This window comes from Comamonas sp. (genome assembly GCF_009360615.1).
GTDB lineage: Bacteria > Pseudomonadota > Gammaproteobacteria > Burkholderiales > Burkholderiaceae_C > Comamonas.
In genome coordinates this window covers 1-20,626 of record NZ_SPEY01000093.1, presented here as the reverse complement: position 1 = coordinate 20,626, position 20,626 = coordinate 1, and the positions used below count along the sequence as shown (strand labels likewise).

Genomic DNA, 20,626 nt, shown 5'->3' with positions numbered 1-20,626 from the left:
GTGTGAAAGTAGGTCATCGTCAGGCTCTTACAGTGAAAACCCCGTAGTCGAAAGATTACGGGGTTTTTTATTGGGTGCTTCGAGACGAGGAGCGCCTGTCGTACGCTGTCAAAGCATTGCAGCTGCAAAAATACGGAAACCCATAAAAAGAGAGCGCTAGGCGCTCTCTTTTTATTTTTGCGTGGGTGCGTAGAAGCGCAGGATGCCGTCTTCATCCATCCTTCGTGTCAGTTGCTGGCGGTACCAGAGGTAGTGCAGGTGAGCCAGAGCCTCGCCCATGGCGAACGTCATCTGGTGCGTGTCCAGATGGCGTCTGAAGAGGATGGGGAGGATGTCGGCAGCGCTCAGTCCTTGTTGCCGGGAGGCCTGCATGATGTCGTCCAGACGTTCCTGGTGGTGGTCCAGCAGTTGCTGAACACGGACATGCAATCCTGTGAAGGGCTTGCCGTGCGAGGGCAGAACATGGCATTCCCGGGGGAGTGCGAAGTAGCGCTTTAGCGATGTGAGAAACAGCTGCAGCGGGTTGGCTTCGGGCTCGGAGGCGTGCACGCTGACATTGGCGGAGATGCGGGGGAGGACCATGTCGCCGCTGATCAGCGTCCCGAGTTCGGCGCAATAAAGGGCCATGTGTTCCGGTGCGTGACCATAGCCGGCAATGCACTGCCATATGCGGCCGTCGATGTCGATCTGGTCGCCGTCCATGATGCGGTGATAGATGTCTGGGATGGGGGCAACCAGGGAAGAATAGTAGCTGCCACGGCCGCGCACATGGAGCAGAAATTCTTCGTCTTTTTGTCCGTGCAGGCTGTAGAAGTCCGCACCGGATTCGCCGCCGAAGCCGTCTCTGTCCTTCATGGCGACACGGGCGACGTTGTAATCGGTGGCACTGATCCACAACGGCGCATTCCACTGCCGGCAGATCCAGCCGGCCAGACCGATATGGTCGGGGTGCATGTGGGTGACGATGACACGCAAGATGGGCAGGCCTTCCAGTTCGGAGGCAAAGATCTGCTCCCATTGATCGCGCGCTTCGGAGCGATTGACGCAGCAGTCGACGATGGTCCAGCCCTCGCGCATCTGACCATGCACATCGCTCTGCCGATCGCGCAGCAGCCAGAGGTTGATGTGATCCAGGGCAAATGGCAAGGTCATGCGGATCCACTTGATGCCCGGTGCGACTTCCAGCGCCTGGGCCGGGCCGGGCAAGGTATCTCCGAGAGGGTAATGAAGTGCGGATTCTTGGCTTGAGGTCATGGAGCGGTATTTCGTTTAGCATTGACGTTAACGTAAACGTCAGTTTTGTCAAAGCATTTTAGAGACCGGGCTGCCTCAGGCAGACGCCTTTGCAATGCAAGACCGAGAACCCACAGAATCATGTCGACCCTCTACACCATCAGCGATCTTGCCAAAGAGTTTGATCTCACGACCCGGGCCATCCGTTTTTATGAGGACATGGGCTTGCTGCAGCCGGAGCGCTCCGGCGCAGGGGGGCGCAACCGCGTGTACTCGTCCCGAGACCGCGCACGTCTGCGTCTGACACTGCGCGCCAAGCGCCTGGGACTGTCGCTGTCCGAGGCCAAGGAAATCATCGACATGTACGACAGCCCGCGTGATACGGGCGTGCAGCTGCGCAAGTTTCTCGATGTGCTGGCCATCCACCGCAAGCAGCTTGAAGCGCAGATGGCCGATCTGCAGGTGACTCTGGATGAAGTGCGAGAGCAGGAAAAAGAGGCACGCACACTGCTGAAAAGGAGCGAGAGCAAAAATGGCGCATAATTGACGTTTACGTAAACGTCAATTGAAACGCTTCGCTGGAGAATTGCCCATGTCTGCTGCAGGTAGCACCGAGTCTCGGGATTTCGTCGATCGGGTGAAGCAGAGCTTTGCCAGGCAAGGCGCGATGGCCACGATTGGTGCAGAGCTGACCCTGGTGGAGCCCGGTGCTGTGGATATCTGCCTGGACTGGGCTGCGGGCCTGACGCAGCAGCACGGCTTTCTGCACGCCGGCATGGTCTCCACCGCACTCGATTCGGCCTGTGGCTATGCGGGACTGACGCTGATGCCAACGGATGCCGCCGTGCTGACCATCGAATTCAAGATCAATCTGCTGGCCCCGGCCAAGGGCCAGCGCTTTCGCATGGAGGGCCGGGTCATCAAGCCCGGGCGCACCATCACCGTATCCGAAGGCAAGGCGTTTGCCATCGACCAGGGAAAAGAGAAGCTGGTTGCCACGATGAGCTGTACCTTGATGTGCGTGCAGCAGCGCGAAGGCATCCAGCACTGACAAGACGATTCATCAGATCCATATCTACAGGAGACCACCATGAGCCTTGCCAATCTGCCCGGACTGAACTTCCAGCTCGGTGAAGACATCGATGCGCTGCGCGATGCGGTGCGTGAATTTGCCCAGAGCGAGATTGCTCCGCGTGCAGCCGAGATCGACCGCAGCGACCAGTTCCCTATGGATGTGTGGCGCAAGTTCGGCGAGCTGGGCGTGCTTGGCATCACTGTCTCCGAGCAGTATGGCGGCGCCGACATGGGCTATCTGGCGCACATGGTGGCGATGGAGGAAATCTCGCGTGCCAGTGCCTCGGTGGGTCTGTCCTATGGCGCCCACAGCAATCTGTGCGTGAATCAGATCAATCGCAATGGAAGCGAGGCGCAGAAGGCCAAGTACCTGCCCAAGCTGATCAGCGGCGAGCATGTGGGTGCGCTGGCCATGAGCGAGCCCGGTGCCGGCTCGGACGTCATCAGCATGAAGCTCAAGGCCGAGGACAAGGGGGGCTACTACCTGCTCAACGGCAGCAAGATGTGGATTACCAACGGGCCCGATGCCGACACCCTGGTGGTCTATGCCAAGACCGAGCCCGAAATGGGCGCACGCGGCGTGACGGCTTTTCTGATCGAGAAGGGCATGCCGGGATTCTCGATTGCGCAGAAGCTCGACAAGCTGGGTATGCGCGGCAGCCACACGGGCGAGCTGGTGTTCCAGAATGTGGAGGTGCCGGCAGAAAACATCCTGGGCGGCCTGAACATGGGCGCCAGGGTCTTGATGAGCGGGCTGGACTATGAGCGCGCGGTGCTGACGGGAGGCCCGCTGGGCATCATGCAGTCCGTCATGGACAATGTCGTCCCGTATATCCATGACCGCAAGCAATTTGGCCAGAGCATCGGCGAGTTCCAGCTGATTCAGGGCAAGGTGGCCGATATGTACACCGTGCTGCAAGCAGGTCGCTCTTTTGCCTATACGGTCGCCAAAAACCTGGATCTGCTGGGAACGGAGCATGTACGGCAAGTTCGCAAGGACTGCGCCAGCGTGATTCTGTGGTGTGCCGAGAAGGCCACCTGGATGGCCGGTGAAGGGGTGCAAATCTATGGCGGCAATGGGTATATCAACGAGTATCCGCTCGGTCGCCTTTGGCGAGATGCGAAACTCTACGAGATTGGCGCAGGCACCAGCGAAATTCGCCGCATGCTCATAGGCCGCGAGCTGTTTGCTGAAACCTGCTGAAAAAGCAGGAGCTGCGCCGTTCTTTCAACCACAAAAAGAAGGATAGCTTCATGACAACGACCTCCATCGAAGAACTGTTTGTCCACAACCGCGAATGGGCAGATCAGATGGAGCGTGATCGTCCTGGTTTCTTTACCGGACTGATGGCGCAGCAAAAACCCAAATACATGTGGATCGGCTGCTCGGACAGCCGCGTTCCCGCCAACCAGATCACGGGTCTGGAACCTGGCGAGGTGTTCGTGCACCGCAACGTGGCCAACGTGGTAGTGCCCAGCGACCTGAACTGCCTGTCCACCATCCAGTACTCGGTCGACCATCTGAAGATCGAGCACCTGATGGTCGTGGGCCACTACGGCTGCGGCGGCGTGTATGCGGCGCTGAACAATCTGCGCCTGGGCCTGGTGGACAACTGGACCCGCCATGTGCGTGACGTGCGCGACAAGCACATCAAGCTGCTGGAAGGCATGTCCACCCAGTTTCGCCACGATGCGCTGTGCGAGCTCAATGCCATCGAGCAGGTGGTCAACGTGGCTCAGTCCACCGTCATGCAGGATGCCTGGGCCCGCGGCCAGAAGGTCACGCTGCACGGCTGGTGCTACAGCCTCCAGAACGGTCATATCACCAACCTCGAAATGACCGTGCCCGGCGTGGGCGGCCTGGAGGATGTCTACAACAAGGCTGTCGAGAAGGTCGCTGCCCGCAAGCGCGACTGATTGCTGCCGCTGCGCCTTTGCAGTGCTTTCACGCGGATTCAAGGCTCGTGCAGCCTGTCATGTCTGAGAGCACTGCCCACTTATCTGGAGCGACTGGCCTGCCATGTTTCCGCAACGACTGGATGCCCCCCAGGCCTATGCCATTGCGCAGGCCCTGATGGATGGCTTCAACCAGCATTACCGCATGTTCAGTGCGGAAGCTGCCCGTGCCAAGCATCGCTTCGAGACCCTGGACTGGTCGGGCCAGCAGCAGGCGCAGCGTGAGCGCATAGAGTTCTACGACCGGCAGGTGCGTGCCTGTATCCAGCGGCTGGAGCAGGAGTTTGCTGCCAGTCTGCAGACCATGGCGGTCTGGCAGCAGGTCAAGCTGCACTATATCGGCCTGATGGTCGATCATCTGCAGCCCGAGCTGGCCGAGACCTTCTTCAACTCGGTCACCACCAAGATTCTGCATCGCACCCATTTCCAGAACGACTTCATTTTCGTGCGTGCGGCCGTCAGCACCGAGTACCTGGAAAACACCGCACCGGGGGCCGTCCCCATCTACCGCGCCTATTACCCGGGCAAGCTCGCCCAGCTCGAAGGCACGCTGCAGACCCTGTTCGAGCAGTTGCAGCTGCAGTGCCGTTTCGAAGACCTTCGGCGCGACGTGCACCTGCTGGCCGAGCGCATCCGCGAGAGGTTGGCGGGTTTGACGCTCAGGGCCAACTTCCAGCTTCAGGTGCTGTCCAGCCTGTTCTACCGCAACAAGGGGGCCTACCTGGTCGGCAAGATCATCACCGGCTATACCGAGTTGCCGCTGGCGATTCCCATCCTGCATGGCGAGCAGGGGCAGCTGATACTGCATGCGGCCCTGTTCGGCGAGGACGACCTGCATGCACTGTTCAGCTTTGCGCGCGCCTACTTCATGGTGGACATGGAAGTGCCTAGCGCCTATGTGAGCTTTCTGCGCAGCCTGATGCCGCGCAAGCCCAAGGCGGAAATCTACAACGCCCTGGGCCTGGCCAAGCAGGGCAAGACGCTGTTCTACCGGGACTTTCTGCACCATCTGCGCCATTCCAGCGATCAGTTGCGCATCGCGCCGGGCATCAAGGGCCTGGTCATGCTGGTGTTCGATCTGCCCAGCTTTCCCTATGTGTTCAAGCTGATCAAGGACCGTATCGCCAGCAGCAAGGACGTTTCACGGTCGCAGGTCAAGGCCAAGTACCAGCTGGTCAAAAGGCATGACCGCGGCGGCCGCATGGCCGACACCATGGAGTACAGCCTGGTGGCTTTTCCCAGGGAACGCTTCAGCGATGAATTGCTGGCCGAGCTGCAGGCCCAGGCGCCCGAGCAGATCGAGATCAGTGACCGGGATGGGGATGGGCAGGTGGAGGTCATCATCCGCCATCTCTACATCGAGCGCCGCCTGGTGCCGCTGAACCTTTTCCTGATGGAGTGCCTTGCCGAGGCAGACGCCAAACCCGAGCGCCGCGCTGCCATGGAGCGCGCGATTATCGAATACGGCAATGCCATCAAGGATCTGGTCGCCACCAATATCTTTCCCGGCGACATGCTGTGGAAGAACTTTGGCGTCACGCGTGGCGGCAAGGTGGTGTTCTACGACTATGACGAGATCGAATATCTGACCGATTGCAACTTCCGCGAGGTGCCCGAGCCGCGCACCGAGGAAGAGGAGATGTCGGGCGATATCTGGTACGCGGTCGGCCCCGGGGATGTGTTTCCCGAGACTTTCGGCCCCTTTCTGCTGGGCCATCCCGCCGTGCGCGACATCTTCATGCGCCATCACGCCGACCTGCTGGAGGCCGAGTTCTGGCGCGGCCACCAGAGCCGCATTCGCGACGGACACTTTCTGGATGTGTTTCCCTACGAGCGCAGCCGCTTTCTGCACGCTGGCGACGCAGGACTGGAGACGCAGCGTATCGACATTCCTGCCAATAGCCTCGCCTGAAGAGGCAGATCATTTCCATCCATTTTTGAAGGAGACAAACCATGCACCAGGATCCCGTAGTCATCGTCAGCGCAGCCCGCACTCCCATGGGGGCGTTTCAGGGCGATTTTTCCGATCTGGCTGCCCATGATCTGGGCGGTGCGGCCATCAAGGCCGCCGTGGAGCGCGCCGGCATCCGCCCCGAACTGGTGGAGGAGGTGCTGTTCGGCAACTGCCTGATGGCCGGACAGGGCCAGGCACCGGCCCGTCAGGCCGGCTTCAAGGGCGGCCTGCCGCAGAGCACCGGGGCCGTGACCCTGTCCAAGATGTGCGGCGCCGGCATGGAGGCCACCATCCTGGCACACGACCAGCTCATCGCCGGCAGCCGCGAGGTGATGATCGCCGGCGGCATGGAGAGCATGACCAATGCCCCTTATCTGCTCAAGAAGGGGCGTGGCGGCTATCGCATGGGACACGACAAGATCTTCGATCACATGATGCTCGACGGCCTGGAGGACGCTTATGAAGCTGGCCGCTCGATGGGGACCTTCGGCGAGGACTGCGCTGCCAAATACCAGTTCACGCGTGAAGCGCAGGATGCGTTTGCGATTGCCAGCGTGCAGCGCGCCCAGGCCGCCGCGCAGAGCGGAGCCTTCGATGCCGAGATCACGCCCGTCACTGTCAAGACCCGCAAGGGGGACGTGACCATCGGTGTGGACGAGGGCCCGGCCAAGGCCAAGCTGGACAAGATCTCCAGTCTCAAACCTGCGTTCAAGAAGGACGGCACCATCACGGCGGCGTCGAGCTCCAGCATCAACGACGGCGCTGCCGCCATGGTGCTGATGCGCGAGTCCACCGCCAGGCAGCTGGGCTGCCAGCCGCTGGCGCGCATCGTCTCGCACGCGACCTTTGCACAGGCGCCCGAGTGGTTCACCACCGCACCGGTGGGAGCCACCGAGAAGGCGCTGAAGAAGGCCGGATGGGCCGTGGAGGATGTGGATCTGTGGGAAATCAACGAAGCCTTCGCCGTGGTACCCATGGCGTTGATGGCCGATCTCAAGGTCTCGCACGACAAGGTCAACGTGAACGGCGGCGCCTGCGCGCTCGGACACCCGATCGGCGCCAGCGGGGCACGCATTCTGGTCACCCTGCTGCATGCGCTCAAGGCCCGCGGCAAGAAGAAGGGCCTGGCCACGCTGTGCATCGGCGGTGGTGAGGCCACGGCCATGGCTGTTGAGCTGATCTGACGTCATTTGCTCAGAACCGCCATCAGTTTGCTCTACAGTGAACGCATGTTCAACGGATTGCACGCATTCGCGCTGGATGTGTGCAGCTCACATTGCGGAAATCATTCATGAGCGCAGACCTTCACCACGACGAGAGCGAGACCATCAAGCCGCTGGGGCCGCAGCAGATTGATGCTTTCTGGGGCGATTTTTCCCGTCAGCTGAGCCAGCTGGAGGCACTCGATCGCCAGGAGTTTGTGGAAAGCGCCAATGTGCTGCTGCGGCAATATGCGCCGGGCCTGAGTCTGGAGCTGGAAGGCCTGCTCGGGGAAGCCGGTTCGCGGCTGGTGATCTCGGCCCACGGCAACACGGCGCAGTTCGAGAATGCCCAGGCTCTGGTACGCCAGGCACCACGCCTGGGGCATTACAGCGTGCAGGCGTTTCGCAGTCGCGCTCTGGGCAGCAACTTCGGCATGCGCATGGACGGCTTCGAGCTGGCCTGCTCCGATATCCGCGTGGGTTATTACGATGCGGGAGGCATCATCGGCCTGAGGCTTTCTTTCGAGAAACCCATTGCCCGGGACATGGCCGAGCATGCACAGCACATGGCTTTCATCATGCTGGACCACGTGCTGGGCGAGTGGGATTTTTCCGTGCGCGTGGGCCCGGTCGAGTTTGCCGACGAGGCGGCGGTCGATGTCTACGGCTCCGCGCTGTTGTCGGAGTTCCCGCCGCTGTTCGATGGCTTCATCCGCCAGCAGCTCGGCCGCAGCTATGAATTCCCCCAGGAGGACCGCGACCGCTGGCTGTCGCTTGAAGTGCGCGCCCAGGATGCCGACGAGGATGCCGCCCCCGACATTCTGACCTTTCACGACGGTGCGAACGCCGTGGCCACGCGCGCCGACCTCTCGCATTTCCTGGAATGGCGGTTCAGGTTCTCGAGCCAGCAGGAGCTGGACGGCGTGCGCGATGCGCAGGATGCACTGGACGAACAGCTCAGCCGTGAGCAGCGCGGCATTCTGGCCTTCTCGCGCGTGGAGAGCATGAGCGCCCGTGTGGCCACCTACTATGTGGAAGATCCGGCGCATGCGGTGCAACTGGCCGAACAGTTGGGCAGACAGCATGTGCCGGGGCTGGAGGGCGAGCTCAGTGTCAGCTTCGACCCGTCCTGGAACGAGTTCCTTTCGCTGTACGCAGCCATTCACCGCAACGACCGTCCCGAGGAGGTGCTGGCTTCATGATCACTTCGCGCGAACAATTGCTGCAGTTGTATGACCCGCCCGCCGAGAGAGCGCTGCTCAAGCAGCAGTGCGAGCTGGACCGGCACTGCCTGCGCTTCATCGCGTTGTCGCCGTTTCTGGTCATGGCCACGGGCGGTGCGGGCGGTGCCCTGCTCGATGCCTCGCCGCGCGGCGGCAAGCCGGGCTTCGTCAAGGCACCGGACGCCAATACCTTGCTCATTCCCGATGCGGGCGGCAACAACCGGCTCGACAGCCTGAGCAATCTGCTCGACGACCCGCGCCTGGGTCTTCTGTTCCTTGTGCCGGGCTTCGATGAAACCCTGCGCGTCAACGGCACGGCCCAGCTGCGGGACGAGGCGCATTACACGGCCTTGTTTGCCGGCGACCACTTTCGCCCCAAGCTGGTGATCGAAGTCCATGTGCAGGAAGCCTATCTGCACTGCGCCAAGGCCTTGATGCGTTCCCGGCTGTGGAGCGAGGAGGCCAAGGTGCCGCGCAATGTCATGCCCACGCTCAATCAGATCATCCATGCGCAAATGGGGCTGACAGCCCAGCCAGAGTCGCAGGAAAGCATGGTAGCCCGCTATGGGGCCATGATTGCGGCCGAGCAGATCAAGAAAAATGGATAGCTTGCTGCGCTTTTCATGAAAAGATTTTGGATGGCAAACACCTTGAAACCTCTCATTCATAGGCGCAAGCAGCTATGGCTTTGATACTCATCATGGGCGCATCGCGCGGCCTGGGCCGCGCCCTGGCCGAGGCCTATCTGGCGCAAGGCCATCAGGTGATTGCCACCGTGCGCAAGGCCGAGGACCAGGCCGATCTGCAGGCACGCGGCGCTCGGGTGCTGCATGTCGATCTGGCCGATCCGGCGAGCGTCAGCGGCCTGGCCTGGCAGCTCGAAGGGGCCAGCATCGATATCGCGCTGTACGTGGCGGGTGTCTGGGACGGTCATGACGCAGGCGTGCCGCCTACCCAGCAGCAGTTCGACCGGGTGATGCACAGCAACGTGCTGGGCTTCATGCAGGCCCTGCCGCAGATCGCGCCCATGGTGCAGGAGGCTGGCGGCGTGATTGGCGCCTTCTCCAGCGGCATGTCCCTGCTCGGCGATGCGGACGAGAGCGCATGGCTGTACCGCGTCAGCAAGGCCGCTCTCAACATGGCCGTGGTCTCGGCCTGTCGCCGATGGCCTGGGTTGACGCTGCTGGCGCTGGACCCGGGCTGGGTGCAGACCGAGATGGGCGGTGCGGCGGCCCCGCTGTCGGTGGCCGAGAGCGTGCAGGGGCTGATGCAGGCCCTGGCGCAGGTCAAGCCCGAAGACCGTGGCCAACTGCTGCGCCACGACGGCAGATACATCAGGCTTTCAGACGCCTAGCCCAGGCTCCACCAAGGGCATATAGCGAAAAAATATCGGAGACAACATGCTGCTGAATCAGGACCAGGAAATGATCCGCGACGCCGTGCGCGATTTTGTGCGCGAACAGATCACACCCCATGCCGCGCGCTGGGACAAGGAGCACGAGTTCCCCAAGGCGGTGCACCAGGGGCTGGCCGCGCTCGGTGCCTACGGCATCTGCGTGCCCGAGGAACTGGGCGGTGCGGGCCTGGACTATGTGAGCCTGGCCCTGGTGCTTGAGGAAATTGCCGCCGGCGATGGGGGCACGAGCACCGTCATCAGCGTGACCAACTGCCCGGTCAACGCCATCTTGATGAAGTACGGCAATGCCAGCCAGCAGGCGCAATGGCTGCGCCCGCTGGCGCAGGGGCAGATGCTGGGCGCCTTCTGCCTGACCGAGCCCCATGTGGGCAGCGATGCGTCGGCGCTGCGCACCACGGCCGTGCGCGAAGGCGGGGACTATGTCATCAACGGCGTCAAGCAGTTCATCACCAGCGGCAAGAACGGGGATGTGGCCATCGTCATTGCCGTCACCGACAAGGCGGCGGGCAAGAGGGGCATGAGCGCCTTCATCGTGCCCACCCGCAATCCCGGCTACCAGGTCGCACGACTGGAGGACAAGCTGGGCCAGCACAGCAGCGATACGGCGCAGATCAATTTCGAGAATTGCCGCGTTCCCGCCGAGAACCTGATCGGTGCCGAGGGCGAGGGCTACAAGATTGCGCTGTCGGCGCTGGAGGGCGGGCGCATCGGCATTGCCGCGCAAAGCGTGGGCATGGCGCGTGCCGCGTTTGAATGTGCACTGCAGTACAGCAAGGAGCGCGAGAGCTTTGGCCAGCCCATCTTCCATCACCAGGCCGTGGGGTTCAGGCTGGCCGAATGCGCCACGCAGATCGAAGCGGCACGTCAGCTGATCTGGCATGCCGCCAGCCTGCGCGATGCCGGTCTGCCCTGTCTGAAGGAGGCTGCCATGGCCAAGCTCTTTGCCAGCGAGATGGCCGAGCGCGTGTGCAGCGCCGCCATCCAGACCCTGGGGGGCTACGGCGTGGTGGCAGACTTCCCCGTGGAGCGCATCTATCGGGACGTGCGCGTGTGCCAGATCTATGAAGGCACCAGCGATGTGCAGAAGATCTTGATTCAGCGGGCGCTGGCCTGACGGTCGCCTGGCGGCAAAAGCTCGACCTTGTCAACTGCCGTGCACAGGCGCTGTGGCAGACCTGGGGGCGGGCCGGTTGCCGATGCCGCAAGGCCTGCTTAGGATGTTCTCAGCGGGGATGGTACCCTGCAGAGTCTTCAACCATTTGCAGCAGGAGTCCGCAGCATGCCTTTTGCCCCGGTCAATGGTCAGAATATCTACTACGAGGACACGGGAGGGCGCGGTCCGGCCCTGGTGTTTTCGCACGGTTTGCTCATGGATCACACCATGTTCGAACCCCAGATACAGGCCTTGCAAGAGCAGTATCGCTGCATCAGCTGGGACGAGCGCGGCCATGGGCTGACGGCGGACCCCGAGCATTGCGAGGCCTTCAGCTACTATGACTCGGCCGACGATCTGGCGGCCCTGCTCAAGTACCTGGGTGTGGAAAAAGCGGTGCTGGTGGGCATGTCGCAAGGCGGCTACCTGTCGCTGCGCTGCGCGCTGATTCACCCCGATGTCGTGGGTGCACTGGTGCTGATCGACACCCAGGCCATGCTGGAGGATCCCGAGCAGATGCCGCACCACGAGGCGCTACTGAAGGCCTGGATGGAGCATGGGCTGTCGGACGACATGGCCACCATCGTGGAGCACACGATTCTGGGCCAGGGCTGGCCCGGGGCGGCGCAATGGCGGGCCAAATGGAAGCAGGCCTCGCCCATCAACCTGGGGCAGAGCTTTGCGACGCTGGCGCTGCGTGACGACATCAGCCCGCGCCTGGCCGAAATCAAGGTGCCGGCGCTGGTGATTCATGGCGACAAGGATGCGGCCATCGGTGTGGAGCGGGCGCGGGCCATGTTCAAGGGCCTGCCCCAGGCCCGGTGGGTGGATGTGGCCGGCGCAGGCCATGCGGCCAATCTCACGCACCCCGAACCCGTGAACGCGGCCATCAGGCAGTTCCTGGACGGTATCCACTAGGGCTCAGGCCTCGCCCAGTTCGGCCATGCTGCGCTTGCGCAGCACCACGGTGATCTGGCCGTTGGTCTCGATGGTGGCGCGCTCCACCTCATGCGCGTTGAGGCAGCCATTGGAGCGCAGGGCCGCAGCCAGGTCTTCGCTCGTGATCTGTTCCTGGAGCATCAGTCCGGGTTGCACCACGCCCTGGTGAATCAGGACCTTGGGCTTGCCATTGACCAGCTTGCGAAGGCGGGCAAAGCGGTAGCTCAGATGCGAGAGCAGAGCATGGCAGGCCAGCAGGGTGGCGGCACTGATCAGGCCGCCTATCAGCGAGTTGTCACCGGCGTTCATGGAGTTCTGCACGGCGTTGGACAGAATCAGCAGCAGCACCAGGTCGAAAGGAGCGTATTGCCCAGTCTGGCGCCTGCCGGTCAGGCGCAGGAACACCAGCAGGAACAGGTAGACGCAGACACCGCGAATCACGAACTCCCACCAGGGAACCGACATCGAAAACATAGGAAGACCTTTGGGCAGAGCGCACTGTGAAATACAGCTACTGTGCTCCGGGGTGAGCGACTGCGCAAGCCGGCTTGCTCCCTGTCCGTCTTGCCCGACAATGCAGCATTGCCAACCAAGACTGCCAAAGTTGTGAAAGAAGCCGAGAAACAGCGGGACTGCCCCTGTGGGCGCAAGAATCCCAAAGGCCGATTGCTGGCCTATGCCGATTGCTGCGGCCGCTATATCGATCACTGGGCGACACAGCCTGCTCCTGATGCCGAAGCCTTGATGCGCTCGCGTTACACGGCCTTTGTCGGCGGGAACGCCGCCTATCTGCTGGCGACCTGGCATGCCGACCAGCGCCCGAAGCAGCTGGAATTCGATGCCGCCAAATGGCTGGGCCTGGAGGTGAAGCAGTTCCTGCCGACAGGCGAGGCTGCGGCAGAGGTCGAATTCGTCGCCCGCTATCGCCTGGGGGGGCGTGCCGTGCGTCTGCATGAACGCAGCCGCTTTGTGCGCGATGCCGGGCGCTGGTTCTACGTCGATGGCGAGCAGTTCTGAAGGCGATTCGGCGCAACTGACCCGGCTGCAGGCTGGCCTGCGCCTGTTGCAGTCACTGGCTTCACGCGGATCTTCCGAAATCGCGGCATTGCTGATTCCGGCCCTGCTGCTGTGGGTCAGCACCCGCAACAGCCCGGCCGTCAGCGCAGGGCTGGCCTGGTGGTGGGGGCTGATGATCCTCATGGCGCTGGGCTTTTTGCTGTTCCGCCGTTCGCTGCATCGCCAGTGGCGGTCGGCGCGCGACTGGGAGCCGCCGCGGCTGCAGGTCGCACTGAACGCATGGCAGCGGCAGCTGGCGCTGGCCGCTTTGATCAATGGCCTGCTCTGGGCCAGCGTGCTGGCCTTTACATGGGGTGAAAGTCACAGCGAGCTGCGCCTGCTGATCTATCTGGTGCTGCTGGGCGTGATGGCCTCGGCCGCCACGTTTCTGGCACCGGTGCCGCAGGTTTTCGCCGCCTTCATGGCAGGCATCTATCTGCCCATGCTGCTGTGCACGCTGCACTACTTTCCGCACAAAGGCCCTTATCTGCTGCCGCTGCTGCTGTTGTATGGCGCCATCCTGGCCCGCCACGCCTGGGGTGCGCGGCGTTTTGTGCAGCAGCAGATGGCGCATGAGCTCGAGCGCCAGGCGATGGCAGAGCGCTACCGCGAAGCCAAGGAGCAGGCCGAGAGTGCGCTGGCCGAGAAAAACTGGTTCATTTCCGCAGCCAGCCATGATCTGCGGCAGCCCCTGCATGCCATGGGCCTGATGCTGCAAGCTGCTCATCAGCGCAATCAGGATGACGATCTGGCGCAGCTGCTGCAGGAAATGCAGGCCTGCACGCGCGATCTGGGATCCATGTTCAATGACCTGATGGACCTGTCGCGGCTGGAAGGCGACAGCTTTGCACCGCAGTGGCAGGCGGTGTCCATGAAAGCGGTGCTGGACGAGGCCCAGCGCCTGTTTGTCCGTGAGGCCGCGCAGCGGGGGCTGCGTCTGCGCGTCAGGCTGCCGGCCCATATGCCGATGCTGTGTACGGATGCGGTGCTGCTGCGGCAGATGGTGTTCAACCTGCTGCAGAACGCGCTGCGCTACACCGAGCAGGGAGGGGTGTTGCTGGTGCTGCGGCAAAGGCAGGGTCGCTGGCTGCTGCAGGTGTGGGACAGCGGCTGCGGCATGAGCGAGCAGGAATGCGCGCAGGTTTTCATGCGCCACTATCGCAGCCCTGGCCGCCAGCAGCGCGATGCCAGGGACGCCGTGCCGGCTCCCTTGCGGGGGCGAGGCCTGGGCCTGTCCGTGGTGGCGCTGGCGGCCCAACGGCTGGGCGTCGAATATGGTGTGCAGTCGCTGCCCGGCAAGGGCTCCTGTTTCTGGCTGCGCTGGCCGAAGGATGCCGAGCAGTGGCAGCCCTCGTCGGCGCTGCCGGCGCCGCCGGTATGGAGCGGGCAGCAGTGGTTCGCGCCCTTGCAGGGGCGCTGCCTGGTCGTGGAAAGCGATGCGCAGCTGGCGCCGGTGCTGGTGCAGATCCTGCAGAGCTGGGGCATACAGGTGCAAAGAGCGGCCGGTTTGCCGCAAGCCCTGCAGGTGCTGGCCCGGGGCTGGCAGCCGGACTTCGTGCTGTGCGATCAGCGGCTCAAGGATGGTGCCAGCGGAATGGACTGCCTGGTGCAACTGCTCGATCAGCTGCCGCAGGCCAGCGGTGCCCTGATGAGCGGCGACGAGGCGGTGCTGGAGCAGGTGCAGGATCAGGGCTATCTGGCCCTGGCGACGCCCTTGCAGCCTGACCAGCTGCACGCCGTGCTGGCGCGCTGCATGGCGCCTCAGCCGGCCTAGTCCAGATCGACCTCGATGCCGCGCATGCGCGTGATCAGCGTCACGCGGTTGCTCGCGCCCAGCCGCTGCAGCAGCGCGGTGACATGCTCCTTGACCGTGTATTCGGACAGGCTCAGGGCCTGTGCGATGGCGCGATTGGGCTTGCCCTGCAGCAGCAGGCTCAGTACCTGGGCCTGGCGTGGCGTGATGCCAAGCTCTCTGGCGCTCATGCGCAGGGTGCTGCCCGCAGCGGCCGCAGGCGGTGCGGCAGGAATCGGAGTCACCGCATCGAACCAGGAGCGGCCCGACAGCAAGGCTTGCACGGCCCTTTGGAACACCTGAGCCGGGCTGCTCTTGTGCACAAAGCCATGCACACCGGCGGCCGCGGCCTTGCTGGCGATCGCCGGGTGCTTGTCGCCACTGGTCACCAGGATGCGCGTGCCCGGAGCCATGGCCAGGATGCTGTGCACAAACTCCAGCGACGCGCCATCTTCCAGCCAGAAATCCATCACGGTGACGACAGGCTCGCCCAGCGCAGCGATCACGGCCAGGGCCTCGTTGCCGTGGGCGGCGCAGCGCACCTGGCGCACGCCGGCGCTGGTCATCAGTACCTGGGCCATGCCTTCGGCGACCAGCGGATGGTCATCCACCACCAGCGCATAAGGGGGCGCGCTCAGTTGGGTGGTGCTCAGGATTTGCGGTAGATCGGGCATGAGCGTTCCTTTTGGGGCTTGGTAACAAAGACCCCTCATCGGTAGGGAGCGGACGGGCTGCAAGCCTTCCGACAATGACTGTAAGACGACGCTGATGGCTATCTCAGTGTCGGGATATGGACATTTTCAACCAACATCGAGACCGAGGAGCAAGCCTGTGCCATCTCTCACGCAAATCACCCGTAGAACCGCAGCCCTGCTGCTGATCTCCACCCTGGCAGCCTGTGGCGGTGGTGGCGGAGATGGAGGCAGCGGCACAGGAGGAGGCGGCTCCGAAGGTGGCGGCGGCAATACGGGAGGCGGGGGCAACGGCGGCGGCACCGGCAATCAGGCCGTCACGGGAACCTACAGGATGGGCGGTCAGACGGCCACCAGCCATGCGCAGATGCTGGATTTCGCCAACAGCATGGGTGCCGACGGCTATGCGCTGTTCAGCTCCCTGGCGGGCTCGGTCGGTTCGACCGGTGCGGAGATCGGCGACTTCTATCTCACGGATACGGCGCATGCCGGGCGCAAGTTCAGCTATGTCAATCCTGCGTCGCAGCCATCGCGCACCGCCTTTCTGGCACAGCTGAACCAACAGGGCAGCAGCGGCTATATGTACAAGTCCGATGCGGTGTTCAGCGATGTCAGCGACATCCGCAGCGTCTATGTCAAGGACAACAGCCGCAGCGACCAGTTCAGCTACCGGACGGTGACGCCCGTGGCCACGACGGCCGAAGACTTCGCGGCGGAGCTGAACGGCCAGGGGGCCGAAGGCTATCGCTATCTGGGTCCCCAGATCGTCAACAACGAGCGGTTCAGCCTGTATGCCAAGCGCAATGACAGCGTCACCTATACCTATCAGGTCGACAAGCTCGTCAGTGCATCCTCGGCCGCCGATGCGGCAGCGATGAGAACGCGCCTGGCCCAGAAGGGGGCGGACGGCTGGTTCATCCGCGGCACGCAGGGGCTGGGCAGCGACCCGCTGAACATGAACTATGTGGATGTCTTCGAGAAAAGCTCGGCACAGAATGGCGCCATCGAGTATCTGGTCGAGGCCTCGTCAGCCAATGACGCGCTCACGACCCAACTGAGCAATATGAACGCCAATGCGGCCAACGGCTTCTTCTATTTCAGCGGCATCATGACCGCCGACGGCAAGACCAGCACCATCTACGCCAAGAACAGCGCGTGGATGATCCATCCGCTGGCCGGAGTGACCTTCCCCTGAACTAAAAAAGGGCGTGAGCGCATAATCACGCCCTCTGTTTCTTGATACTAGGCGCCATTAGGCGCCTTTTTCGCATCCCCTGATGCGCTGGTAATGTTCCCATGACTGCTTTTGACGCTGTGCTTTTCGACTGTGACGGTGTGCTGGTGGACAGCGAATCCATCACCAATCGCGTGCTGTGCACCATGCTCAACGAATCCGGCTGGGCCATCAGCCAGGAGCAGTGCACGCGTGACTTCATCGGCAAGACGGTACGCAGCCAGGCGACCGTGATCGAGGCCCATACCGGCAAGCCGCTGACCGATGCCTGGATGGCCGAGTTCTACGAGCGCCGCAATGCCGCGCTGCGTGCCGAGCTGGTGGCCATCGATGGTGCGCTGCAGGCCGTCAGCCAGCTACACGCGCTGTGCAACGGTCGCATTGCCTGCGCCTCCGGTGCGGACCGTGCCAAGGTGGAGATGCAGCTCACCAAGGTGGGCATGGCACCTTATTTTGAAGGCCATGTCTACAGCGGCCATGAAATGCCGCGCAGCAAGCCTTTTCCCGATGTGTATCTGGCAGCGGCCAGGGCGCTAAACGCCGATCCTGCCCAATGCCTGGTGATCGAGGACACCATGACCGGCGTTCAGGCCGGCGTGGCCGCCGGTGCCACCGTCTGGGGCTATTTCCCTGCCGATCAGGGCCATGCCTCGGCAGAGCAGTTGCTCGAGGCTGGCGCAGCCTGTGTGTTCGGGGATATGGGGGATCTGCCCGCCATGTTCGAAGCCGTGCGAAAGAGTGCTGCCAGCGCCTCGGCCGGCGAAGACGACGAGCACGACCTGCGCTGAAGCGCGCTCAGTCCCAGATCGACAGTGCCTCGCGCAGGTGCTTCATGGGCTGGTCGTCGATCACGCTGTTGTGCAGCAGGATCACGCGCTGCACGGGCCAGCTTTCGACCTGCTTCACCCAGCTGCGCACGGCGGCCCTGTCCCTGACCAGCAGGCGCACGGTGCGCGGCACGGTCAGGCGTTCATGTCCACCCGTCAACCCCAGATACATGCGTACCGGCAGGCTTAGCGGTCCCTGCCAGCATTGCATCACGTCAGTGGCGATGAGGCTGCCGCTGGCCGGGTGGAACCACAGCGTCTCGTCGAGCATGGGAAGCCCGTCCAGCGGCAGGCATTGCAGCTCGCCGGCCCAGGGCGCTTCGGCGCCCGTGGGCAGGGGCTCCAGCAGCGGCAGATCCGGGCGCTTGCGCAGCACCTCCTGGGTGCCATAGAGCCGGGCCTGGGGATAGAGCCTGGCCAGCTTGCCCACGAACAGATGGTGCATGGCGCTGGGTGCGACGATATGCTGTAGCGGTCCCAGGGCGTCGAGCGCCGCTTTCTGCGGGGTTGTCAGGGGTACGGCAGAGTGCGAGAACAGGCTGCCGTCGGCCAGCCGGATCACCGTCATGCGGGTGCTGACCTTCAGCCCCGCATTGCTGAAGTGATAGCCGAGTGCCCATACCCCATCAGCGATTGCCTGCCAGTTTTCTGAGGATTCCTGCATGGAGAGTTCCTTGCGTCAGACGGCGCGCTGGCCGGCGGTTTTGCGAAATTCCGACGGGGACAACCCCGTCCAGAGGCGAAAGGCGCGGATAAAGCTTTTGTCGTTGAGAAAGCCGCAGGCCTGGGCCACGCGCTTGATGGGGCGGCTGGTGCGCAGCAGCAGCGCAATCGCGCGCTCGCGCCGGATATCGTCCTTGAGGGCCTGCAGCGAAACACCTTCTTCCTTGAGCTGGCGGTGCAGGCTGCGCTGCGACAGGTGCAGCTGGCGGGACAGGGTTTCGGCCGTCTGCTGCTCCTCCCCGCTGGCGGCGAGCAGATGGCGCACGCGCTGCACCAGCGTCTTTTCGCGCTGGTAGGGACGCACCTGGATCGGCAAGGCGCGCTGCAGCATCCGGTTGAGGGCGGCCTCGTCGCGCGCCAGCGGTGCCTGCAGCCAGCGCGCGTCGAACTGCAGGCTGGCGACCGCAGCCCCGAATGCAATGCTGCCCGGCGCGAACAGCACCTTGTAGACATCGGCATGGGCGGGCTCGGCAAACGGGAAGCTGGCATGCACCAGGGTGATCGGCTCGTTGATCAACCAGCTGGCAAAGCCGTGGATATTGCGCAGCACCGATACCATGCAGAACTCGCGCATGGCGCCCAGCGGGCGGTTTTCATGCAGCGTGAGGGTGGCGATGCCGGCCTGTTCGCCAAGCTGCAATTGCAGGTCCTGCGCGATCAGACCGTGATGGCGGCACCAGCGCGCAAGCGCCAGCCCCAGATGGGGTGCGCTGATGCTGGCGCGGGCCAGCATGCCATAGCTGCCCCAGGGCAGCCGGCGCTCGAACCAGCCCAGGGCCTCGTCGTCGAGCTCGCGCATGGCGGCATCCGAAAGCGCCTCCATCTGCAAGGCCGTGATGCGTTCGCCCGCATCATGAATCAGCTCTGGCGGGATTTGTGCCTTTTCAAGCGCGCCAAGTGCTGACATCTGCCTTGCTTCATAAGCGCGGACAATGGCTTGAACAAACGCCATCGGGGTAATTGCCGGGTGCGATTTGAGCACGGAGCTGGCATGGTGTGGCAGAGGAGTCTTGACCAGGGAAGGGGTGAGCATTTGGCAATTATTGCAACCTTGCTGACCTCTTCTGAACAGGGCTTGCCCTTATTCTGAGGCGCACAGAACGGTGCTGAATGGAGGCTGCGCAGCGCAGTTTGCGCTGGGCTGCCGGCACGCAAGGAGACACAAGACCATGCCATCGCAAGTGAACGCGCTGACCGCCAGCTATGCCAGGGGGCGCACGGACGTGCCCCTCATCGAGCAGACGATAGGCGATTTTTTTGCCGCAATGGCCGGGCGTCAGGGCGCGCGTGACGCGCTGGTCAGCCGTCATCAGGGTCTGCGCTACAGCTATGCCCAGCTGCACGTGGCGGCCCGCCAGCTGGCCAGCGCGCTGCTGTCGCAAGGGCTGGTCAAGGGCGACCGGGTGGGTATCTGGAGCCATAACAACGCCGAGTGGGTGCTGATGCAGCTGGCCACGGCGCAGGTGGGGCTGGTGCTGGTCAATATCAACCCGGCCTATCGCACCTCTGAAGTCGAATACGCGCTCAACAAGGTGGGTTGCAAGGCACTGGTGTCCATGCCGCGTTTCAAGACCAGCGACTATCTGGGCATGCTGCGCGAACTGGCACCCGAGCTGGCGAGCTGCGCACCGGGACAGCTGCAATCCAAGCGCCTGCCTGCCTTGCGCACGGTGGTGTGGATTGATGCCGCAGGCCCAGGTGCGACCGGTCCAGGGGCCGCGGAGCTGGACGCCGATCAGCCTGGCATGCTGCGCTTTTCGCAGCTGATGGCGCAGGGAACCAGTGCGGACGAGCGCATCGATGCCATCGCGGCCACGCTCAGCCAGCACGATCCCATCAATATCCAGTTCACCAGCGGCACCACGGGCTTTCCCAAGGGGGCGACGCTCACGCATCGCAACATCCTCAACAACGGCTTCTTCATTGGCGAATGCATGCGCCTCACCCCCGAGGACCGTCTGTGCATTCCGGTGCCGCTGTATCACTGCTTCGGCATGGTGCTGGGCAATCTGGCCTGCTTCACCCATGGCGCGACCATCGTCTATCCGAATGATGGCTTCGATCCCATCACCGTGCTGGAGGCGGTGCAGGCCGAGAAATGCACGGGCCTGCATGGCGTGCCCACCATGTTCATTGCCGAGCTCGACCACC

21 protein-coding genes are annotated in these 20,626 nt (G+C 63.1%); 16 read left to right on the top strand and 5 right to left on the bottom strand.

The window, feature by feature from the left end; translation table 11 throughout:
• Window positions 1–171 precede the first annotated feature (171 nt).
• Complete coding sequence (locus tag E2583_RS21010) at window positions 172–1,254, bottom strand: MBL fold metallo-hydrolase (protein ID WP_291598322.1); 1,083 nt, start codon at window positions 1,252–1,254, stop codon at window positions 172–174.
• 120 nt (window positions 1,255–1,374) lie between these two features.
• Here E2583_RS21010 and E2583_RS21005 point away from each other — a divergent pair, with 120 nt between their 5' ends.
• The 11 genes from E2583_RS21005 to E2583_RS20955 all read left to right on the top strand — a co-directional run bounded on the left by E2583_RS21005 (window position 1,375) and on the right by E2583_RS20955 (window position 12,130).
• Window positions 1,375–1,776 carry a MerR family DNA-binding transcriptional regulator gene (locus E2583_RS21005; protein ID WP_291598320.1) on the top strand — a complete coding sequence of 134 codons (402 nt, stop codon included), beginning with the start codon at window positions 1,375–1,377 and terminating at the stop codon, window positions 1,774–1,776.
• 49 nt (window positions 1,777–1,825) lie between these two features.
• Window positions 1,826–2,284 (top strand): PaaI family thioesterase, encoded by a 459-nt coding sequence (locus E2583_RS21000; RefSeq protein ID WP_291598318.1) that lies wholly within the window; start codon window positions 1,826–1,828, stop codon window positions 2,282–2,284.
• Between the two features lie 39 nt (window positions 2,285–2,323).
• Entirely contained in the window at window positions 2,324–3,511 is a 1,188-nt protein-coding gene (locus E2583_RS20995; protein ID WP_291598316.1) for an isovaleryl-CoA dehydrogenase, read from the top strand.
• A 50-nt stretch (window positions 3,512–3,561) separates the two neighbouring features.
• Entirely contained in the window at window positions 3,562–4,224 is a 663-nt protein-coding gene (gene can, locus E2583_RS20990; protein ID WP_291598314.1) for a carbonate dehydratase, read from the top strand.
• Between the two features lie 103 nt (window positions 4,225–4,327).
• Window positions 4,328–6,175, top strand: coding sequence for a bifunctional isocitrate dehydrogenase kinase/phosphatase (gene aceK, locus E2583_RS20985; protein ID WP_291598312.1), 1,848 nt, complete (start codon window positions 4,328–4,330; stop codon window positions 6,173–6,175).
• A gap of 41 nt (window positions 6,176–6,216) precedes the next feature.
• Window positions 6,217–7,401 (top strand): acetyl-CoA C-acyltransferase, encoded by a 1,185-nt coding sequence (locus tag E2583_RS20980; protein ID WP_291598311.1) that lies wholly within the window; start codon window positions 6,217–6,219, stop codon window positions 7,399–7,401.
• A gap of 107 nt (window positions 7,402–7,508) precedes the next feature.
• Complete coding sequence (locus tag E2583_RS20975; protein WP_291598309.1) at window positions 7,509–8,621, top strand: hypothetical protein; 1,113 nt, start codon at window positions 7,509–7,511, stop codon at window positions 8,619–8,621.
• A complete protein-coding gene (locus tag E2583_RS20970; RefSeq protein ID WP_291598307.1) occupies window positions 8,618–9,250 on the top strand; it encodes an MSMEG_1061 family FMN-dependent PPOX-type flavoprotein in 633 nt (210 codons plus the stop codon). Before E2583_RS20975 ends, E2583_RS20970 begins: the two co-directional genes overlap by 4 nt.
• A gap of 74 nt (window positions 9,251–9,324) precedes the next feature.
• Window positions 9,325–9,996, top strand: coding sequence for an SDR family oxidoreductase (locus E2583_RS20965; RefSeq protein WP_291598306.1), 672 nt, complete (start codon window positions 9,325–9,327; stop codon window positions 9,994–9,996).
• A gap of 46 nt (window positions 9,997–10,042) precedes the next feature.
• Complete coding sequence (locus E2583_RS20960) at window positions 10,043–11,173, top strand: acyl-CoA dehydrogenase family protein (RefSeq protein ID WP_291598304.1); 1,131 nt, start codon at window positions 10,043–10,045, stop codon at window positions 11,171–11,173.
• Between the two features lie 165 nt (window positions 11,174–11,338).
• Entirely contained in the window at window positions 11,339–12,130 is a 792-nt protein-coding gene (locus tag E2583_RS20955) for an alpha/beta hydrolase (protein WP_291598302.1), read from the top strand.
• A 3-nt stretch (window positions 12,131–12,133) separates the two neighbouring features.
• Here the strand turns inward: E2583_RS20955 and E2583_RS20950 are convergent, their stop codons facing one another.
• On the bottom strand, window positions 12,134–12,625 hold the full coding sequence (locus tag E2583_RS20950; RefSeq protein ID WP_291598300.1) for a DUF421 domain-containing protein: 492 nt from the start codon (window positions 12,623–12,625) through the stop codon (window positions 12,134–12,136).
• A 132-nt stretch (window positions 12,626–12,757) separates the two neighbouring features.
• Here E2583_RS20950 and E2583_RS20945 point away from each other — a divergent pair, with 132 nt between their 5' ends.
• Both E2583_RS20945 and E2583_RS20940 read left to right on the top strand, forming a co-directional pair.
• Entirely contained in the window at window positions 12,758–13,168 is a 411-nt protein-coding gene (locus tag E2583_RS20945; RefSeq protein WP_291598298.1) for a YchJ family metal-binding protein, read from the top strand.
• Window positions 13,152–14,981 carry a hybrid sensor histidine kinase/response regulator gene (locus E2583_RS20940; RefSeq protein ID WP_291598296.1) on the top strand — a complete coding sequence of 610 codons (1,830 nt, stop codon included), beginning with the start codon at window positions 13,152–13,154 and terminating at the stop codon, window positions 14,979–14,981. Before E2583_RS20945 ends, E2583_RS20940 begins: the two co-directional genes overlap by 17 nt.
• Here E2583_RS20940 and E2583_RS20935 read toward each other — a convergent pair.
• On the bottom strand, window positions 14,978–15,673 hold the full coding sequence (locus tag E2583_RS20935; RefSeq protein WP_291598294.1) for a response regulator transcription factor: 696 nt from the start codon (window positions 15,671–15,673) through the stop codon (window positions 14,978–14,980). The two genes, E2583_RS20940 and E2583_RS20935, sit on opposite strands and share 4 nt — an antisense overlap.
• A gap of 157 nt (window positions 15,674–15,830) precedes the next feature.
• On the opposite strand from E2583_RS20935, the gene E2583_RS20930 reads away from it, so the two are divergent.
• Together E2583_RS20930 and E2583_RS20925 are read left to right on the top strand one after the other, a co-directional pair.
• Window positions 15,831–16,886 (top strand): hypothetical protein, encoded by a 1,056-nt coding sequence (locus tag E2583_RS20930; protein ID WP_291598292.1) that lies wholly within the window; start codon window positions 15,831–15,833, stop codon window positions 16,884–16,886.
• Between the two features lie 101 nt (window positions 16,887–16,987).
• Window positions 16,988–17,713: an HAD family phosphatase gene (locus E2583_RS20925; protein ID WP_291598291.1), complete on the top strand. Its 726-nt coding sequence runs from the start codon at window positions 16,988–16,990 to the stop codon at window positions 17,711–17,713.
• 7 nt (window positions 17,714–17,720) lie between these two features.
• On the opposite strand, the gene E2583_RS20920 is transcribed toward E2583_RS20925, so the two are convergent.
• Together E2583_RS20920 and E2583_RS20915 are read right to left on the bottom strand one after the other, a co-directional pair.
• Window positions 17,721–18,416 (bottom strand): DUF4336 domain-containing protein, encoded by a 696-nt coding sequence (locus E2583_RS20920; RefSeq protein WP_291598289.1) that lies wholly within the window; start codon window positions 18,414–18,416, stop codon window positions 17,721–17,723.
• A 15-nt stretch (window positions 18,417–18,431) separates the two neighbouring features.
• Window positions 18,432–19,508, bottom strand: a complete 1,077-nt coding sequence (locus E2583_RS20915) for an AraC family transcriptional regulator (protein ID WP_291598286.1) — start codon at window positions 19,506–19,508, stop codon at window positions 18,432–18,434.
• 136 nt (window positions 19,509–19,644) lie between these two features.
• Here E2583_RS20915 and E2583_RS20910 point away from each other — a divergent pair.
• The coding region (locus E2583_RS20910) for an AMP-binding protein (RefSeq protein ID WP_291598284.1) at window positions 19,645–20,626 on the top strand (982 nt) is incomplete at its 3' end.

Bases quoted from the DNA above. Each gene is read 5' to 3' on its own strand.
- E2583_RS20965 (WP_291598306.1), top strand. From the start codon at position 9,325: ATGGCTTTGATACTCATCATGGGCGCATCGCGCGGCCTGGGCCGCGCC.
- E2583_RS20935 (WP_291598294.1), bottom strand. From the start codon at position 15,673: ATGCCCGATCTACCGCAAATCCTGAGCACCACCCAACTGAGCGCGCCC.
- can (WP_291598314.1), top strand. From the start codon at position 3,562: ATGACAACGACCTCCATCGAAGAACTGTTTGTCCACAACCGCGAATGG.
- E2583_RS20925 (WP_291598291.1), top strand. From the start codon at position 16,988: ATGACTGCTTTTGACGCTGTGCTTTTCGACTGTGACGGTGTGCTGGTG.
- E2583_RS20970 (WP_291598307.1), top strand. From the start codon at position 8,618: ATGATCACTTCGCGCGAACAATTGCTGCAGTTGTATGACCCGCCCGCC.
- E2583_RS20920 (WP_291598289.1), bottom strand. From the start codon at position 18,416: ATGCAGGAATCCTCAGAAAACTGGCAGGCAATCGCTGATGGGGTATGG.
- E2583_RS21000 (WP_291598318.1), top strand. From the start codon at position 1,826: ATGTCTGCTGCAGGTAGCACCGAGTCTCGGGATTTCGTCGATCGGGTG.
- E2583_RS20915 (WP_291598286.1), bottom strand. From the start codon at position 19,508: ATGCTCACCCCTTCCCTGGTCAAGACTCCTCTGCCACACCATGCCAGC.
- E2583_RS21010 (WP_291598322.1), bottom strand. From the start codon at position 1,254: ATGACCTCAAGCCAAGAATCCGCACTTCATTACCCTCTCGGAGATACC.
- E2583_RS20950 (WP_291598300.1), bottom strand. From the start codon at position 12,625: ATGTTTTCGATGTCGGTTCCCTGGTGGGAGTTCGTGATTCGCGGTGTC.
- E2583_RS20940 (WP_291598296.1), top strand. From the start codon at position 13,152: ATGGCGAGCAGTTCTGAAGGCGATTCGGCGCAACTGACCCGGCTGCAG.
- E2583_RS20955 (WP_291598302.1), top strand. From the start codon at position 11,339: ATGCCTTTTGCCCCGGTCAATGGTCAGAATATCTACTACGAGGACACG.
- E2583_RS21005 (WP_291598320.1), top strand. From the start codon at position 1,375: ATGTCGACCCTCTACACCATCAGCGATCTTGCCAAAGAGTTTGATCTC.
- E2583_RS20995 (WP_291598316.1), top strand. From the start codon at position 2,324: ATGAGCCTTGCCAATCTGCCCGGACTGAACTTCCAGCTCGGTGAAGAC.
- E2583_RS20975 (WP_291598309.1), top strand. From the start codon at position 7,509: ATGAGCGCAGACCTTCACCACGACGAGAGCGAGACCATCAAGCCGCTG.
- E2583_RS20960 (WP_291598304.1), top strand. From the start codon at position 10,043: ATGCTGCTGAATCAGGACCAGGAAATGATCCGCGACGCCGTGCGCGAT.
- aceK (WP_291598312.1), top strand. From the start codon at position 4,328: ATGTTTCCGCAACGACTGGATGCCCCCCAGGCCTATGCCATTGCGCAG.
- E2583_RS20980 (WP_291598311.1), top strand. From the start codon at position 6,217: ATGCACCAGGATCCCGTAGTCATCGTCAGCGCAGCCCGCACTCCCATG.